Source organism: Streptomyces sp. CC53 (assembly GCF_001865245.1).
Classification (GTDB): Bacteria; Actinomycetota; Actinomycetes; order Streptomycetales; family Streptomycetaceae; genus Streptomyces.
The window spans coordinates 80,460-96,007 of sequence record NZ_MKXB01000170.1 but is presented as its reverse complement, the minus strand read 5'-3'; the positions used below and the strand labels follow the sequence as shown (position 1 = coordinate 96,007).

At 72.4% G+C, this 15,548-nt stretch carries 15 protein-coding genes and 1 pseudogene; 11 read left to right on the top strand and 5 right to left on the bottom strand.

Translation table 11 applies throughout. From position 1 onward, the window contains the following. Together BJP40_RS21180 and BJP40_RS21175 are read right to left on the bottom strand one after the other, a co-directional pair. The coding region (locus BJP40_RS21180) for a M28 family peptidase (protein WP_371258671.1) at positions 1–1,180 on the bottom strand (1,180 nt) is incomplete at its 3' end. A 351-nt stretch (positions 1,181–1,531) separates the two neighbouring features. Further along, positions 1,532–1,987 carry a VOC family protein gene (locus BJP40_RS21175; RefSeq protein ID WP_071264809.1) on the bottom strand — a complete coding sequence of 152 codons (456 nt, stop codon included), beginning with the start codon at positions 1,985–1,987 and terminating at the stop codon, positions 1,532–1,534. A gap of 21 nt (positions 1,988–2,008) precedes the next feature. Here BJP40_RS21175 and BJP40_RS21170 point away from each other — a divergent pair, with 21 nt between their 5' ends. Then, positions 2,009–2,641, top strand: coding sequence for an ABATE domain-containing protein (locus tag BJP40_RS21170; RefSeq protein ID WP_071281684.1), 633 nt, complete (start codon positions 2,009–2,011; stop codon positions 2,639–2,641). A gap of 59 nt (positions 2,642–2,700) precedes the next feature. Then, on the top strand, positions 2,701–3,099 hold the full coding sequence (locus BJP40_RS21165; protein WP_071281683.1) for an SRPBCC domain-containing protein: 399 nt from the start codon (positions 2,701–2,703) through the stop codon (positions 3,097–3,099). Positions 3,100–3,240: 141 nt separating this feature from the next. On the opposite strand, the gene rarD is transcribed toward BJP40_RS21165, so the two are convergent. The 3 genes and pseudogenes from rarD to BJP40_RS21150 form a co-directional block, all read right to left on the bottom strand. Further along, positions 3,241–4,248, bottom strand: a complete 1,008-nt coding sequence (rarD, locus tag BJP40_RS21160) for an EamA family transporter RarD (RefSeq protein WP_071264832.1) — start codon at positions 4,246–4,248, stop codon at positions 3,241–3,243. A 461-nt stretch (positions 4,249–4,709) separates the two neighbouring features. After that, complete coding sequence (locus BJP40_RS21155; protein WP_071264815.1) at positions 4,710–5,762, bottom strand: 2-oxoacid:ferredoxin oxidoreductase subunit beta; 1,053 nt, start codon at positions 5,760–5,762, stop codon at positions 4,710–4,712. Between the two features lie 73 nt (positions 5,763–5,835). Then, positions 5,836–7,686 (bottom strand): annotated as a pseudogene (locus BJP40_RS21150) (2-oxoacid:acceptor oxidoreductase subunit alpha); the annotation flags it as partial. Positions 7,687–7,737: 51 nt separating this feature from the next. Between BJP40_RS21150 and BJP40_RS34445 the strand changes: the two are divergent. The 9 genes from BJP40_RS34445 to BJP40_RS21105 all read left to right on the top strand — a co-directional run bounded on the left by BJP40_RS34445 (position 7,738) and on the right by BJP40_RS21105 (position 15,547). Beyond that, on the top strand, positions 7,738–8,067 hold the full coding sequence (locus tag BJP40_RS34445; protein WP_177204432.1) for a hypothetical protein: 330 nt from the start codon (positions 7,738–7,740) through the stop codon (positions 8,065–8,067). A gap of 395 nt (positions 8,068–8,462) precedes the next feature. Then, positions 8,463–8,855 carry an NADH-quinone oxidoreductase subunit A gene (locus tag BJP40_RS21140; RefSeq protein ID WP_071264819.1) on the top strand — a complete coding sequence of 131 codons (393 nt, stop codon included), beginning with the start codon at positions 8,463–8,465 and terminating at the stop codon, positions 8,853–8,855. Further along, positions 8,846–9,463, top strand: coding sequence for an NADH-quinone oxidoreductase subunit B (locus BJP40_RS21135; RefSeq protein ID WP_071281681.1), 618 nt, complete (start codon positions 8,846–8,848; stop codon positions 9,461–9,463). Before BJP40_RS21140 ends, BJP40_RS21135 begins: the two co-directional genes overlap by 10 nt. Continuing rightward, entirely contained in the window at positions 9,460–10,725 is a 1,266-nt protein-coding gene (locus BJP40_RS21130) for an NADH-quinone oxidoreductase subunit C (RefSeq protein ID WP_079171340.1), read from the top strand. The genes BJP40_RS21135 and BJP40_RS21130 overlap by 4 nt, the downstream gene beginning before the upstream one ends. Further along, positions 10,722–11,690 carry a complex I subunit 1 family protein gene (locus BJP40_RS21125; RefSeq protein WP_071281680.1) on the top strand — a complete coding sequence of 323 codons (969 nt, stop codon included), beginning with the start codon at positions 10,722–10,724 and terminating at the stop codon, positions 11,688–11,690. The genes BJP40_RS21130 and BJP40_RS21125 overlap by 4 nt, the downstream gene beginning before the upstream one ends. Next, positions 11,690–12,496 carry an NADH-quinone oxidoreductase subunit I gene (locus BJP40_RS21120; RefSeq protein WP_079171339.1) on the top strand — a complete coding sequence of 269 codons (807 nt, stop codon included), beginning with the start codon at positions 11,690–11,692 and terminating at the stop codon, positions 12,494–12,496. The genes BJP40_RS21125 and BJP40_RS21120 overlap by 1 nt, the downstream gene beginning before the upstream one ends. Beyond that, positions 12,496–13,188, top strand: coding sequence for an NADH-quinone oxidoreductase subunit J (locus BJP40_RS21115; protein ID WP_071281679.1), 693 nt, complete (start codon positions 12,496–12,498; stop codon positions 13,186–13,188). Before BJP40_RS21120 ends, BJP40_RS21115 begins: the two co-directional genes overlap by 1 nt. After that, the gene (gene nuoK, locus BJP40_RS21110) at positions 13,188–13,559 is read left to right on the top strand and encodes an NADH-quinone oxidoreductase subunit NuoK (RefSeq protein WP_071268998.1); all 372 of its coding nucleotides are present in this window, start codon (positions 13,188–13,190) and stop codon (positions 13,557–13,559) included. The genes BJP40_RS21115 and nuoK overlap by 1 nt, the downstream gene beginning before the upstream one ends. Beyond that, positions 13,556–15,547, top strand: coding sequence for an NADH-quinone oxidoreductase subunit L (locus tag BJP40_RS21105; protein ID WP_071281678.1), 1,992 nt, complete (start codon positions 13,556–13,558; stop codon positions 15,545–15,547). Before nuoK ends, BJP40_RS21105 begins: the two co-directional genes overlap by 4 nt. Position 15,548 lies beyond the last annotated feature (1 nt).

Here is a 15,548-nt window from a genome sequence, read left to right as displayed (position 1 = left end):
GGTACGCCGAGCCGTCGGGGGCGATCAGGTCGACGACCAGGTCACCGCGCCACGTGTGCACGATGTCGACGCCGACCTGGAGGTCCGACGGGGCGTTGCCGGTGCGGCCGGTCACGGTGAGGGACGAGGAGACCGCGGCGCCGTTGTCCGGGATCGCGACGTCGTTCGTGTTCTCGTACGTGTCACCCGTCGGCGGCTCCGTCGTCCCGCCGGAGGACAGGGTCCACACGGCGTGCGCGAGGGCGTCGCTGTTCCGGTCGAGCGCGGTGTCGTTGATGTTCGACGTGGTGTCGCACGACGAGTGGTAGCAGCGGTCGAAGGACTGACCGGCGGTGCCGCCCCACTTCTGCGCCTGCGACGAGGTCTTGGTGCGGCTGGCGCCGGTGAACAGGCCGCCGACCGGGATGCCCACGTTCTTGAAGGAGGCGTGGTCGGAGCGCCCGTCGCCCTCGGTCTCGATCTCCGTGGGGACGCCGATCCCGGCGAAGAAGTCCTTGAAGGTCTTCTCGATGACGGGGTCGTCGTCGTAGACGAAGTAGCCCGGGTTCGGCGACCCGATCATGTCGAAGTTCAGGTAGCCGGAGATCTTGGACCGCTCCGACGTCGGCAGGTTCCCGACGTAGTAGCGGGAGCCGACGAGCCCGAGTTCCTCGGCGCCCCACCAGGCGAACCGCAGGTGCTTGTCGGGCTGGTACCCCGCCCGGGACACGGCGAGGGCGGTCTCCAGGACGGCCGCGGAACCGGAGCCGTTGTCGTTGATGCCGGGGCCGGACGAGACCGAGTCGAGGTGGGCGCCGGCCATCAGCACCTGGTTGGCGTCGCCGCCGGGCCAGTCCGCGATGAGGTTGTAGCCGACGGACCCGTTGCTGGTGAACTGCTGGACGGTGGTGGTGTAGCCGGCGGCGTCCAGCTTGGCCTTCAGGTAGTCCACGGAGGCGCGGTAGCCGGGCCGCCCGTGGGCGCGGTTGCCGCCGTTCGCGGAGGCGATCGACTGGAACTGCGTGAGGTGTGCCTTGACGTTGGCCACGGGGATGTCGGGCGCCGCGGCGGCCGACGGTGCCTGGGGAGCGGACGGTGACGCGAGTGCGGTGGGCGCGGCTCCGCCGACCAGGGCGGCGAGGGCGAGCACGGCGGACGCGGTGGTGCGTCTGCGCGATATTCGGGACGCGTGGATCCTCATGTGGGGGGCTCCGAATTCCGTACGGGGATGGGACGGAACGTGCGAGCGCCCCGCGACGGCGGTGAAGCGGGGCGTTGGAGCGGGTGGTGCGCATGCGCCACGCGGTGAACGCGTGACGTTCAGAGCGTGCAGTGCGTGACGCGTGCAGTGCGTGGTGAATGGTCGGCGACGTTCTGATGAAGCGTCAAGGGTGCTTTCCGGTCACCGCTGTTCGCATAGCGGAGCCCACGCCGGCGCGCACGCCTTGGTCGTGGGCCGGACCTCGCCCGGCGGGGAGCAGGGGCGGCCTTGCCGGGGACCGGGCGTGGTGGCGGCGGGGCCGAGGGCGCGGGGAAGCGCCGGGCGCGGGTCTCAGTGCACGCAGAACTCGTTGCCCTCCGGGTCCTGCATGACGATCCATGTGCCCGCCGGCTCCTGGACGCGCCGCAGCACGGACGCGCCGAGGCCCTCCAGGCGCCTCACCTCCGCCTCCCGGTCGCGGTCGGGGCCTGTGTGCACGTCGAGGTGCACACGGTTCTTGACGGTCTTGGCCTCCGGGACGTGCTGGAACAGCAACCGTCGGCCCGTCCCCGTGCCGGTCGCCTCGTCGTAGGGGTCGTCCGGATGCCGGACGGCGGCCAGATCCCGCCATGCGTACCGGCCCTGTGCCTCGACGGTCTGGTCGGCGGACGCGTGCCCAGCGGCGAGGAGCCGCTCGATGAGGGCGCTGTGGTCCTCCACCGCATAGCCCAGTGCCTGCGCCCAGAAGGCGGCCTGCGCGTGCGGGTCGTTCGCGTCGATCACAAGCTTCCAGTGGAGTGCGTTCATGTAACTGGTTATAGTAGTTACATGATCGAGTCCGCAACAGGTCTCACTCTCCGCACACCGGAGGGACGCGCGTACCGCTTCGATCCGGGCGCCCTGTGCCTGGAGCTGCTTCTGACCGGCGGGCCCGGGCCCCTCGCACGCTACGAGGTGCTCGACACGCCCGCGGGCCTGTACGACTGGGTGGCGGCCAGCCGGCTGGACCCCGGGCTGCGGCTGGAAGCGGCGGACACCGACCTGGCCGCCGTAAGGGCACTGCGCGACGCCCTGCACGGCCTGGCCGCCGCGCGGGCGCACGCCACCCCGCTGGACCCGTCGGCGGTCGAGGCCCTCAACACCGCGGCCGCAGCGCCTCCGCTGGCCGTGCGCATGACCCCGGCGGGCCGCCGCGCGTGGGCACCGGGGGCGACGGTCGCGGGGCTGGTGTCGACGGTGGCCCGGGACGCGATCGACCTGTTCACCGGCCCCTACGCGCACCGCCTCCGCGAGTGCGGTGCACACGACTGCCACCTGCTCTTCGTCGACACGTCCCGACCGGGCCGCCGCCGCTGGTGCGCGATGGAGCGGTGCGGGAACCGCCAGAAGGTGCGGACCCACCGCGCCCGCGCGGACGCCCGGGACGGCGGCGCCAGCACCGCCGCGGCGGCCGAAGGGTGACACCGCGCCAAGCCGACCGCCGCACCCCCCAGGACCACCGAGACCGAGGAGAACGGCAGATGCCCACAGGGTTCACCAAGGACGCCGGCTGGGAGATCGGCGTCTCCAGGACGCTGCCGCTGCCGGTGGAGACGGTCTGGGACTTCGTCGCCGGCCCCGAAGGCACCGCACTGTGGCTCGGCACGGACCGTCCGCTGCCCGTGGAGAAGGGAGCGCGGTACGAGACCGCCGACGGGGTGGCGGGCGAGATCCGCAGCCACCGCCCCGGCGACCGCGTACGCCTCACCTACGGCGACACCGTCCTCCAGGTCGCCGTCTCCCCGGCGGGACCCGGGAAGGCTGTACTCCGCTTCCACCAGGAGCGCCTGGCGGGCGCCCGGGAGCGGGAGGAGCGCCGCGCTCACTGGCGGGCGGTCATGGACCGGATCGAGGCAGGCCTGCTGCCGGAAGGCGGCTGACGGGGCCCGCGGCGGCGCGTCCGCACGCGGTCCTGCGACCGCGGGGGAGGCAGGACGGGGCGGGGGCGGCAGGCACGACGTAGACGCACAGACGCCCGGACGCCGACGCGCCGGACGCCCGGACGCTCAGGCCGCGGACGCTCAGGAGAAGGGCGCTCCGGCGGCGGGCGCGCCGGCCGCCGGAGCTTCCGGCGCGGATGCTCCCGCGCGGCTCGCCTGCGCGGAAGCGGTCCCCTCCGCGGCCCCGGCGCCGGACGCCGCGGTTCCCGATGCCGGGGAGCCGGTCGCGGCGGCCCGCCGCAGCGCCTGCGCCCGCGCCCGGGAGCGCCGCGCCGTGCGCAGGGCGTCCCAGGTCAGGATGGACAGCGCCAGCCACACGAGCCCGAAGCCCGCCCAGCGCTCGGGCGGCATGGCCTCGCGGAAGTACAGGACGCCCAGCAGGAACTGGAAGACCGGCGCCAGGTACTGCAACAGTCCGATCGTGGACAGCGGGACGCGGATGGCGGCCGCGCCGAAGCACACCAGCGGCACGGCGGTGACCAGGCCGGCCGACGCCAGCAGCGCCATGTGGCCGACGCCCGCGCTGCCGAACGCCGCCGAACCCTGCGAGCCCAGCCACAGCAGGTACGCCAGCGCGGGCAGGAACTGGATCGCCGTCTCCGCGGCCAGCGACTCCAGCCCGCCGAGGTTGACCGTCTTCTTCACCAGGCCGTACGTGGCGAACGAGAACGCCAGCACCAGGGAGATCCACGGCGGGCGCCCGTAGCCGACGGCCAGCACGACCACGGCGGCGAACCCGGTGCCGACCGCGATCCACTGGGCGGGCCGCAGCCGCTCCTTCAGCAGCAGGACGCCCATGGCGATGGTGACGAGCGGGTTGATGAAGTAGCCGAGGGACGACTCCACGACGTAGCCGGCGTTCACGGACCAGATGTAGAGGCCCCAGTTGACGGTGATCACTGCGGCCGCGACCGTGATCAGGCCGAGCTTGCGCCGCTGCCGCAGCAGCCCGGGTATCCACCCCCAGCGGCGCAGGGCCAGCAGCGCCAGGGCGATGGTCGCCAGGGACCACACCATCCGGTGCGCCAGGATCTCCAGCGCGCCCGCCGGTTGGAGGAGGGGCCAGTACAGCGGGAACAGCCCCCACATCCCGTACGCGGCGAAGCCGTAGAGGAGCCCGGCCTTCCGGCCCGAGCCGGCGTCCGCCGCCCCGTCGAGCCCCGCCGCCGGCTCGCTTCCGCCCGTTCCGCTGCTGCCCTTGGCCGCCACGCGCCACCGCCCTTCCGCACGCCCTGTCCGCCTGACGGTAGCGCCGGACCGGCCACGGTGTCATGCCCGTATCGCCATACGGTCATGACCGTCCCGGGTGCGCTGCCCGGGTCCGGCCCGCCACCGCGGCGGTGTCCCACGCGTCTTGGCGGTACGGCCGCGCTCACCGCCGTGGACACGGCGAGGCCCGGCCCTGATGTGGTTCAGGGCCGGGCCTCGCCTCCGTTCCGGTGCCCGGCGGCGGCCGTCCGGTGCCGCCCACCGCCCGTCCGCGGGTGAGCACACGGGCGCCCGGGGGTCACCCGCGGACGACCAGGTGCGGGCGCACTCTCGGCCGGGCTTCAGCCGACGACGGTCCAGGTGTCGCCGCCCGCGAGGAGTGCGCCGAGGTCGCCCTTGCCGCGTTGCTGGACCGCCTCGTCGAGCTGGTCGGCCATGAGGGTGTCGTAGACGGGCCGGTGGACGCTGCGCAGGACCCCGATGGGGGTGTGGTGGAGGGTGTCGGGGTCGGCTAGCCGGGACAGGGCGAACGCGGTCGTGGGCGAGGCCGCCCGGGCGTCGTGGACGAGGACGTCCGCTTCGTTGTCGGCGGTGACGGTGACGACGTCGAGGTCGCCGGTGGCCTGGTTGCGGACGACGCCCTTGGCGCCGCCGCGGCCGAAGCGGATGGGCTGGCCGTGTTCCAGGCGGATGACGGCTTCCTCGGCCTGCTCCTTGTCCTTGAGGATGTCGAAGGCGCCGTCGTTGAAGATGTTGCAGTTCTGGTAGATCTCCACCAGGGCGGTGCCGGGGTGGTCGGCGGCCTGCCGCAGGACCTCGGTGAGGTGCTTGCGGTCGGAGTCGACCGTGCGGGCCACGAACGACGCTTCCGCACCCAGGGCCAGGGAGACGGGGTTGAAGGGGGCGTCGAGGGAGCCCATCGGCGTCGACTTGGTGATCTTGCCGACTTCCGACGTGGGGGAGTACTGGCCCTTGGTCAGGCCGTAGATCCGGTTGTTGAACAGCAGGATCTTGAGGTTGACGTTGCGGCGCAGGGCGTGGATGAGGTGGTTGCCGCCGATGGACAGGGCGTCGCCGTCGCCGGTGACGACCCAGACGGACAGGTCGCGGCGGGAGGCGGCCAGACCGGTGGCGATGGCGGGGGCGCGGCCGTGGATGGAGTGCATCCCGTAGGTGTTCATGTAGTACGGGAAACGGGAGGAACAGCCGATGCCGGAGACGAAGACGATGTTCTCCTTGGCCAGGCCGAGCTGGGGCATGAAGCCCTGGACGGCGGCGAGGATCGCGTAGTCGCCGCAGCCCGGGCACCAGCGCACTTCCTGGTCGGACTTGAAGTCCTTCATCGACTGCTCGGCCTCGGCCTTGGGAACGAGGTCGAGGAGCGTCTCAGCCATCGATGGCCTCCTTGGCCTGGTGAGGACGCGCGGCCTGCGCCTGCTGCGCCTGCTGCGTGGGGTGTGGGGTGTGCATGGCCTGCTTGAGGACCGCGGCGAGTTGTTCGGCCTTGAAGGGCATGCCGTTGACCTGGGTGTGGCTGTGCGCGTCGACGAGGTAGCGGGCGCGCACGAGGGTGGCGAGCTGTCCGAGGTTCATCTCGGGGATGACGACCTTGTCGTACCGCGCGAGGACCTCGCCGAGGTTCGCGGGCAGGGGGTTGAGGTGGCGCAGGTGGGCCTGGGCGACGTGCTCGCCGTCGCGGCGCAGCCGGCGCACGGCGGCGGTGATCGGCCCGTACGTCGAGCCCCAGCCCAGCACCAGCAGCCGCGCCCGGCCGCCGGGGTCGTCGACCGGCACGCCGGGCACGGTGACGCCGTCGACCTTGGCCTGGCGGGTGCGGACCATGAAGTCGTGGTTGGCGGGGTCGTAGGAGATGTTGCCGCTGCCGTCCTGCTTCTCGATGCCGCCGATGCGGTGCTCCAGCCCCGGCGTGCCCGGCACCGCCCAGGGGCGGGCCAGCGTCTGCGGGTCCCGCTTGTACGGCCAGAACACCTCGGTGCCGTCGGCCAGGGTGTGGTTGGGGCCGGTAGCGAACGCCACCGACACGTCCGGCAGGTCGTCGGTGTCGGGGATGCGCCACGGCTCGGACCCGTTGGCCAGGTAGCCGTCCGACAGCAGGAAGACCGGAGTGCGGTAGGCAAGGGCGATGCGGGCCGCCTCCAGCGCCGCGTCGAAGCAGTCGGCGGGTGTCGACGGCGCCACGATCGGCACCGGCGCCTCGCCGTTGCGCCCGTACATCGCCTGCAACAGGTCCGCCTGCTCGGTCTTGGTCGGCAGTCCCGTGGACGGGCCGCCGCGCTGGATGTCGACGATCAGCAGCGGCAGCTCCAGCGACACCGCGAGACCGATCGTCTCGCTCTTGAGCGCCACACCCGGACCGGACGTCGTCGTCACCGCGAGCGACCCGCCGAACGCCGCCCCCAGCGCCGCACCGATGCCGGCGATCTCGTCCTCCGCCTGGAAGGTGCGCACACCGAAGTTCTTGTGCTTCGAGAGCTCGTGCAGGATGTCGGAGGCCGGGGTGATCGGGTACGAGCCCAGGAACAGGGGCAGGCCCGCCTGGTGCGCGGCGGCGATCAGCCCGTACGACAGCGCCAGGTTGCCGGAGATGTTGCGGTACGTGCCGGCGGGGAACGCCGAAGCGGCCGGGGCGACCTCGTAGGAGACGGCGAAGTCCTCCGTGGTCTCGCCGAAGTTCCAGCCCGCCCGGAAGGCCGCCACGTTCGCCTCCGCGATCTGCGGCTTCTTCGCGAACTTGCGGCGCAGGAAGTTCTCGGTGCCCTCGGTCGGCCGGTGGTACATCCACGACAGCAGGCCCAGCGCGAACATGTTCTTCGACCGCTCCGCCTCCTTGCGGGTCAGGCCGAAGTCCTTCAGCGCCTCCACCGTCAACGTCGTCAGCGGCACCCGGTGCACCCGGTAGCCGTCCAGGGAGCCGTCCTCCAGCGGGTCGGTGGCGTAGCCGACCTTCGCCATGGCCCGCTTGGCGAACTCGTCGGTGTTGACGATGATCTCCCCGCCGCGCGGCACGTCGGCGATGTTCGCCTTCAGCGCGGCCGGGTTCATCGCCACCAGCACGTTCGGCGCGTCGCCCGGAGTGAGGATGTCGTGGTCCGCGAAATGCAGCTGGAACGACGACACACCCGGCAGCGTCCCGGCAGGAGCGCGGATCTCGGCCGGGAAGTTCGGCAGCGTCGACAGGTCGTTCCCGAACGACGCCGTCTCCGATGTGAACCGGTCACCCGTCAGCTGCATGCCGTCACCCGAATCACCCGCGAAACGGATGATCACCCGCTCCAGGCGGCGGACCTCCTTCTTCCCGGACCGCCCGCCGCCACCGGCCTGTCCGGCCTCTCCCGGCTGCCCGGCCTCGTGCGGCTCTGCGTGCTGCCCGGCCTCTCCCGGCTGCGCGGTCTCACCGGCGGGCCGAGCGGGGCCGTCGAGCGGCCCGTCCCGACGTTCGTCGGGCCCACCCCGTCCGTTGTCAGCGCCGTGGGCGCCGCCGTCCGCGGTGGGGGCGTCGCCGTCTCCGTCGCGGTGCTCGTCGGTTCGGTGGTGTCCGTCCCGGTGTTCGTCGTGTCCGTCGCGGTGAGTGCCGTGGTGCCCGTCGTGATCCGCGGAGTCGGCCCCAGAAGCCGGCGCTCCACGCTGCTCTCCGAGACCTGTCTGCTCGGCCGGGCTGCTGACCTGGTTGGTCACTGAACTGGACCTCCCTCGAAACAAGGGGTCTCTCCGCCGTCGGCGGGAGAACGCTCGGCAGGCGGCCGGCCGGCCGGTCGCCCCAACGCCCACCCTACGTCGGTAAGGGTCCCCTTCCTTAAGTACCTCATATAGTGGACGCCTGTCTGAGACGGCCGCCTGTCCAGAACCATCATGCTTCTCCATCCCCGCCCACGGGCCGGAACGGCACTCCCGGCCCGGGCTGAGTACCCGCCGCTGATCCTTTTCACGCGACGGGCCCAGGGGACGGTCTCCCGCGGGGCGGCACGGCCGGTCACAGGGCCTTTGCCAGGGCCTAGACTCCCCTGCGTACAAGACGACAGGACGACACCGGACGACACCGGACGACACGGAGAGAGGAGCGGACGGACGTGCATGTGCCGGAACGCACCGGGCTCGCGGCCGACTACTTCCAGAGCTACTCGGTCGTCGGACTCCTGGCCGTCGTCGGCGTGCTCTTCGTGGCGGTGGCCTTCGCTGCCGGGCGGCTGCTGCGGCCCGTCGTGCCGACCCAGGAGAAGTTCCTGACCTACGAGTGCGGCGTCGACCCCGTGGGGGAGGGCTGGGCCCACACCCAGGTCCGCTACTACGTGTACGCCTTCCTCTACGTGATCTTCGCGGTCGACTCGATCTTCCTCTTCCCCTGGGCGACCGTCTTCGCCGCCGCCGGGTACGGCGCGACCACGCTCGTCGAGATGTTCATCTTCCTCGGCTTCCTGGCCGTGGGCCTGCTGTACGCGTACAAGAAGGGCGTCCTGACATGGACGTGACTCCCGGGACCGCGCCCGAGCCCGTTCCGCTGCCCGAGCCGCAGAGGCTGGGCGTGCTGTCACGGCTGGCGCCCGAGCCCATGAAGGTGGTCCTGAACTGGGGCCGCCGCTACAGCCTGTGGGTCTTCAACTTCGGCCTCGCCTGCTGCGCCATCGAGTTCATCGCCGCCTCCATGGCCCGGCACGACTTCATCCGGCTCGGCGTCATCCCCTTCGCGCCAGGCCCCCGCCAGGCCGACCTCATGATCGTCTCCGGCACGGTCACCGACAAGATGGCGCCCGCCGTCAAGCGCCTGTACGAGCAGATGCCGGAGCCCAAGTACGTCATCTCCTTCGGCGCCTGCTCCAACTGCGGCGGCCCCTACTGGGACTCGTACTCCGTCACCAAGGGCGTCGACCAGATCATCCCCGTCGACGTGTACGTCCCCGGCTGCCCGCCCCGGCCGGAGGCGCTCCTGCAAGGCATCCTGAAGCTGCAGGAGAAGATCGCCCGCGAGTCTCTCGACGAGCGCTACGGCCCCCGGAGCGGCGCGTCCCGCCCCTCCTCGGCAGCCCTCCGCAGCGGCCTGGTCACCCCGCCGCCCGCCCCCGGAGGTGACCGGCCGTGACCACGCCGCACCCGCACCCGTACGACTCACTGCCCGGAGCCGTGGCCGAGATCTTCGGCCCCGGCGCCTCCGCCGAGCGGGCGTACGACCTGCTGACCGTCGACGTCCCCGCCGCCGACTGGCTCACCGCCCTGGAGACGGCCCGGGACCGGCTCGGCTGCTCGTACTTCGACTGGCTCAGCGCCGTCGACGAACCCGGCACGGGCTACCAGGTCTGCGCCCACGTCGCGGCTCTGGCACCCGGCGCGGTCCGCCGCCTCCTGCTCCGCACGACCGTCCCGCACACCGCCCCGACGCTCCCCAGCGCCGTCGGCGTCTACGCCGGAGCGGCCTGGCACGAGCGCGAGACGCACGAGATGTTCGGCGTGGTCTTCGCAGACCACCCGAACCTCACCCACCTGCTCCTCCCCGACACCTTCGAGGGGCACCCCCTCCGCAAGGACTTCGTGCTGGCCGCCAGGGTCGCCAAGGCGTGGCCGGGCGCCAAGGAGCCGGGCGAGTCCGACCACGGCGGCCCCAAGCGCCGCCAGATGCTGCCGCCCGGCGTCCCCGACCCGAACGAGTGGGGCCCGCTGAAGGGGCAGCTCCCGCCCGCCGCGGCCCGCCCGACCCGCACCGCCCGCACGACCGGCGACCGGCCGGTACGCCGTAGCCGGTCGGCGAGCGAAGGCTCCGCCAGCCAGGCCGCCGCCCCCACCCCAGAGGCGTCACCGGCCGCCACCCCACCGCGACGCGCCCGCAGCGTGAGCGAAGGCTCGGCCACGCAGCGCAGGGCCCGCAGTGCGAGCGAGGGCTCGGCCACGCAGCGCAGGGCCCGCAGCGTGAGCGAAGGCTCGGCCGGTCAGCGTTCCGAAGACGGCGAGGCGAGCCGGCCGGCAGCCCCGACACCGCCGCGCACCCGGAGCGCCGACGCGCCTTGGAACAACCCCCGCCCGGCCTTCACCGACCCGGAAGCCGAGCCGCCCGCGGAGCAGCAGCCGGAAGGGAAGCAGGGGCGGGAGCAGCAGGAGCCCGAGCCTGAGACGGGCGCGACCTCGAAGCCCCCTTCCGACACGGTCCCCGTGCCCGAGCCGGACGCCGCATCCGTACCTGCTGCCGAGGCGGAGCCCGAGCCCGGTGCCGAGCCGGAGCCGGAGCCCGGTACCGAGACCGGTGCCGCGCCCGCCTCCGCCCCCGAACCGGACCGCCCGGACCCGGAGGCCGGTCCGGCCGGTGACGGCGCACCCGCCCACCCGCGACGACACCCCGAAGGAGACGCGTGAACGACGTACTCGACGTCGCCCTCCGCCTGGTCGTCGTCTTCGCTCTCTTCCTGACGCTGCCCCTGGTGATCGGTCAGACCGAGCACAAGGTGATGGCCCATATGCAGGGCCGGCTCGGGCCCATGTACGCCGGCGGCTTCCACGGCTGGGCCCAGCTCGTCGCCGACGGCGTGAAGTTCGCCCAGAAGGAGGACGTGGTCCCGGCCGAAGCCGACCGCCGCGTCTTCCAGCTCGCGCCCGCCATAGCGCTCCTTCCGTACCTCCTCGTCCTCGTCGCCATCCCCGTCGGGCCCGGGGAGGGCGCCGTCGGCGTGGTGGTCGACGCCGGCATCTTCTTCGTCCTCGCGGTCATGGGCGTCGGCGTCCTCGGGTCGCTCATGGCGGGCTGGGCCTCCGCCAACAAGTTCTCCCTCCTCGGCGGCCTGCGCACCGCCGCGCAGCTCCTGGCGTACGAGCTGCCGATGCTGCTCGCCGCCGCCTCCGTCGCGATGGCGGCCGGCACGGTGTCCCTGCCGGGCATCCTGGACGCCTTCGAGTGGTGGTGGGTGCCGTGGCAGATCACCGGCGCGCTCGTGTTCTTCGTCGCCGGCCTGGCGGAGCTGCAGCGCCCGCCCTTCGACATGCCGATCGCCGACTCGGAGATCATCTTCGGTGCGTACACCGAGTACACCGGTCTGCGTTTCGCTCTCTTCCTGCTCGCGGAGTACGCGGGCATCGTGATCCTGTGCGGTCTGACCACCGTCCTCTTCCTCGGCGGCTGGCACGGCCCGTTCGGCGCGGAGGGCCTCGGCTGGCTGTGGACCCTCCTGAAGACGGCCGTACTCGCCTTCCTCGTGATCTGGCTGCGCGTGAGCTACCCGCGGCTGCGCGAGGACCAGCTGCAGAAATTCGCCTGGACGGCTCTGGTCCCCCTGGCACTCGCCCAGATCGCCCTCACCGGCATCGTCAAGGTGGTGATCGACTGATGGCTCCCCTTCCCGGTTCCGGCCTGGCCAAGGGCCTGGCCGTCACGCTGCGCACGATGACGAAGAAGACCGTCACCGCGCAGTACCCCGACGTCCAGCCCGAGCTGCCGCCGCGTACCCGCGGGGTGATCGGCCTGTTCGAGGAGAACTGCACGGTCTGCATGCTCTGCGCCCGTGAGTGCCCCGACTGGTGCATCTACATCGACTCCCACAAGGAGACGGTGCCCCCCGCCGCTCCGGGCGGCCGCGAGCGGAGCCGCAACGTCCTCGACCGCTTCGCCATCGACTTCGCCCTCTGCATGTACTGCGGCATCTGCGTGGAGGTCTGTCCTTTCGACGCGCTGTTCTGGTCGCCCGAGTTCGAGTACGCGGAGACGGACATCCGCGAACTCACCCACGAACGGGACAAGCTCCGCGAGTGGATGTGGACGGTCCCCGAGCCCCCCGCCCTGGACCCGGCCGCCGAAGAGCCGAAGGAACTCGCCGCCGCGCGCAAGACCGCCGAGAAGCTCGCCGCACAGCAGGCCGCCCCCAAGGCGCCCCCCACCGAAACCGGCCCCTCCCGGGGCACCCCCTCTCCAGGCACGTCCCCCACCGGCACCCCGTCCAAGGGCGTTCCCTCCACCGACACCTCCTCCACCGACACCTCCTCCACCGACACCTCCTCCACCGACACCTCCTCCACGGACACCTCCTCCACGGACACTCCGCCCGAAGGCCCCGGGCCCCACGGCACCCCGCCCCGCCGCCCGTCGGACCGGCCGGCAGAAGGCCGCGGCGGCGCCCCCGAGGGAGGTTCCGAGTGATGCTCCTCGCGCTGGCCCCGGCCGCGACCGCCCTGGCTCCGACCACCGCGGCGACCACGGCACCGCTGGCACCGGCCGCCAACGGTTTCCTCTCGCCCACCGGCGTGGAGATCACCTTCCTCCTCGTCGGCATCGTCACCCTCGGGGCCGCCGTCCTGACGGTCACCACCCGCCAACTGGTGCACGCCGCCCTCTGGCTGGTCGCGGCCCTCGGCGGACTCGCCGTCGAGTACCTCCTGCTCACCGCGGAGTTCATCGCCTGGGTCCAGGTACTGATCTACGTCGGTTCCGTCGTCGTCCTCCTCCTCTTCGGTCTCATGCTCACGAAGGCACCCATCGGCCGCTCCCCGGACGCCGACTCAGGCAACCGGCCCGCCGCCCTCGCCGTGGCCGTCGCCGCGGCAGCCGCCCTGGTCTGGGTGGTCGTCGACGCCTTCCGCACCACCTGGATCGACCTCGACGGCCCCGCCCAGGGATCCACCCGGGTGTCCGGAGAGATCCTCTTCCGGCACTGGGTCCTGCCGTTCGAGGCGCTCTCCGTCCTGCTCCTGGCCGCCCTGGTGGGCGCCATCGTCCTCTCCCGCAAGAACGCGCCGGTGGCGACCCCCGACGGCTCCTCGGGGAAGCCGTCAAAAGCTCCCGAGGGCCACGGGGACGAGACCGGTCCCGCTGACCGGGAGGGCAAGCGCTGATGCACCTCGCCTACCCGGCCGTACTCGCGGCCCTGCTGTTCTGCACCGGCCTCTACGGTGTCCTTGCCCGCCGCAACGCGATCCTGGTCCTGATGTCCGTCGAGCTGATGCTCAACGCCGTCAACCTGAACCTCGTCGCCTTCGACGTCTGGCTCCGCGACGCCCTCCACGCAGGCCAGGCCCTGACGCTCTTCACCATCGCCATCGCCGCCGCCGAGATCGGCATCGGCCTGGCGATCGTCCTGATGGTGTACCGCTCCCGCGGCACCGCAGACATCGACAAGCTCCGCGACAACGCCGAGACCGCGGGCCCCGACGACGCCCCCGTGGCTCGCACCGGCACCGGCGAGAAGGCGCAGGCCACCGCGTGACCACCACGACTCTCGCCGTCCTCGTCCCCCTCCTCCCGTTCCTCGGCGCCGCCGCAGGTCTCCTCCTCGGCCGTACGGCCCCCGGGTTCGTCCGCCCGCTCGCGGTGCTGCCTACCCTGGGCGCCCTGGCCGCCGCCGTCGTGGTCGCCGTACGGCAGGGCGGACAGGAGGCCGTCGACGCGGCCACCGAGCTCACCCCCACCGGCTCCGTCCCGATCGAACTGGCCCTGCACCTCGACGGGTTCGCGGTGCTCACGGCCGTGCTCGTCGGACTCGTCGCCTCCTGTGTGCAGATCTACTCCACGGGCTACCTCCGCGACGACCCGCGCTACCCGTCGTACGCGGCCCTCGTGTCCCTCTTCACCTCCGCGATGCTGCTCGTCGTCTACACCGGCGACCTGATGGTGCTGCTGGTCGGCTGGGAGATCATGGGCATCTGCTCGTACTTCCTCGTGGGTCACTACTGGGAGACCCCCGAGGCCCGAGCCGCCTCCCTCAAGGCGTTCCTCGTCACCAAGCTCGGCGACGTCCCATTCCTCATCGGACTCTTCGCCCTGGCCATCGACGCCGGTACGTTCCGCATCACCGGAATCCTCGGCTCCGTGGCTGCCGGCGCCATCGACCACCCGACGCTCGTGGCCCTGCTCCTGCTGGCCGGCGTCGCGGGGAAGTCCGCCCAGTTCCCGCTGCACACCTGGCTCCCCGACGCCATGGCCGGCCCCACACCGGTCTCCGCGCTCATCCACGCCGCGACCATGGTCGCCGCGGGCATCTACTTCGTGGCGCGCCTCCTCCCGCTGTTCGCGGCCTCCGCCGCCGCCCTGACCGTCCTCGCCGTGATGGCCGCCGTCACCATGGTCGGCTCCGCCCTCGCCGCGCTCGCCCAGGACGACATCAAACGCGTCCTCGCCTACTCGACCATCGGCCAGCTCGGCTACATGGCCGGCGCCCTCGCCGTCGGCGACCGCGGAGCCGCCGTCTTCCACCTCCTCTCCCACGGCGCCTTCAAGGCCGTGCTCTTCCTCGCCGCCGGCGTGGTCATCCACGCCTCCGGAACGAACTCGCTCGCCGCCATGTCCCGCATGAGCGGCCTCGCCCGACGCGTCCCCGACGCGTACTGGACGATGACCGTCGCCCTCCTCGCCCTGGCGGCCATCCCGCCCTTCGCCGGCTTCTTCTCGAAGGAAGCCGTCCTCGTCGCGGCCGAGTACACCGCCCTCGGCGACCGGGACGTCGCCCCCGCCGGCGCCGGCTGGACCGTCCTCGCGGCGGGCCTGCTCACCGCCCTCCTCACCGCCGCCTACGCGATGCGGCTCTGGCTGCTCACCTTCCGCGGCAAGGGAGCCGAGGCCCCCGACCACGGCAGGCAGCCCGTCGCCATGAACGCCGTCCTCTGGGTCCTGGCACTGCCCTCCCTCACGTTCGGTCTGGCCGCCGTCGTCCTCGACGACTGGTTCGACGGCAACGCCCTCACCCCGACGACGAACACCGCCGTCCTGAGCACGGGCGTCGCCCTCATCGGAGGACTGGTCACCTACGGCGCCTGGCGGCACACCACCGCACGGGCCACCGCCGTGCCGATGGGGGCCGTCGCGGCTCACCCCCAGGGTGAGCCCGCCGTGTCCGAAGCCGAGGCCATCGCCACCCACACCCCGGCATACGGCTCGATCGCCTCCGCGCCCGACCCCGCCGACCCCGGACGCCTGCTGCTCGGGCCACTGCACCGGCACGCCGCCGCCGGCTTCCACGTCGACGCCGCCTACCACGTGCTGTTCGTGCGGCCCGTCCAAGCGGCGGCGTCCCTGGTGCGCTTCCTGGACCGCGAGGTCGTCGACACCTACGTCCGCGGAGCCGGCCTCACCACCGGCCTCCTCGGCGCCGCCGTCCGCCGCGCCCAGACCGGCAACGTGCAGACCTACCTCAGCGTCCTGCTGGCCGGCTCCGTCGTCCTGGCGATCGCCGCCGTCCTCGTCGCCGCCGGAGCGTGAG

Excerpts from the sequence above, each read along its gene's own strand:
- rarD (WP_071264832.1), bottom strand. The coding sequence starts at position 4,248 with ATGTGGGGGCTGTTCCCGCTGTACTGGCCCCTCCTCCAACCGGCGGGC.
- BJP40_RS21155 (WP_071264815.1), bottom strand. The coding sequence starts at position 5,762 with ATGGCTGAGACGCTCCTCGACCTCGTTCCCAAGGCCGAGGCCGAGCAG.
- BJP40_RS21120 (WP_079171339.1), top strand. The coding sequence starts at position 11,690 with ATGGCTCCCCTTCCCGGTTCCGGCCTGGCCAAGGGCCTGGCCGTCACG.
- nuoK (WP_071268998.1), top strand. The coding sequence starts at position 13,188 with ATGCACCTCGCCTACCCGGCCGTACTCGCGGCCCTGCTGTTCTGCACC.
- BJP40_RS21175 (WP_071264809.1), bottom strand. The coding sequence starts at position 1,987 with ATGAACGCACTCCACTGGAAGCTTGTGATCGACGCGAACGACCCGCAC.
- BJP40_RS21165 (WP_071281683.1), top strand. The coding sequence starts at position 2,701 with ATGCCCACAGGGTTCACCAAGGACGCCGGCTGGGAGATCGGCGTCTCC.
- BJP40_RS21135 (WP_071281681.1), top strand. The coding sequence starts at position 8,846 with ATGGACGTGACTCCCGGGACCGCGCCCGAGCCCGTTCCGCTGCCCGAG.
- BJP40_RS21170 (WP_071281684.1), top strand. The coding sequence starts at position 2,009 with ATGATCGAGTCCGCAACAGGTCTCACTCTCCGCACACCGGAGGGACGC.
- BJP40_RS21115 (WP_071281679.1), top strand. The coding sequence starts at position 12,496 with ATGCTCCTCGCGCTGGCCCCGGCCGCGACCGCCCTGGCTCCGACCACC.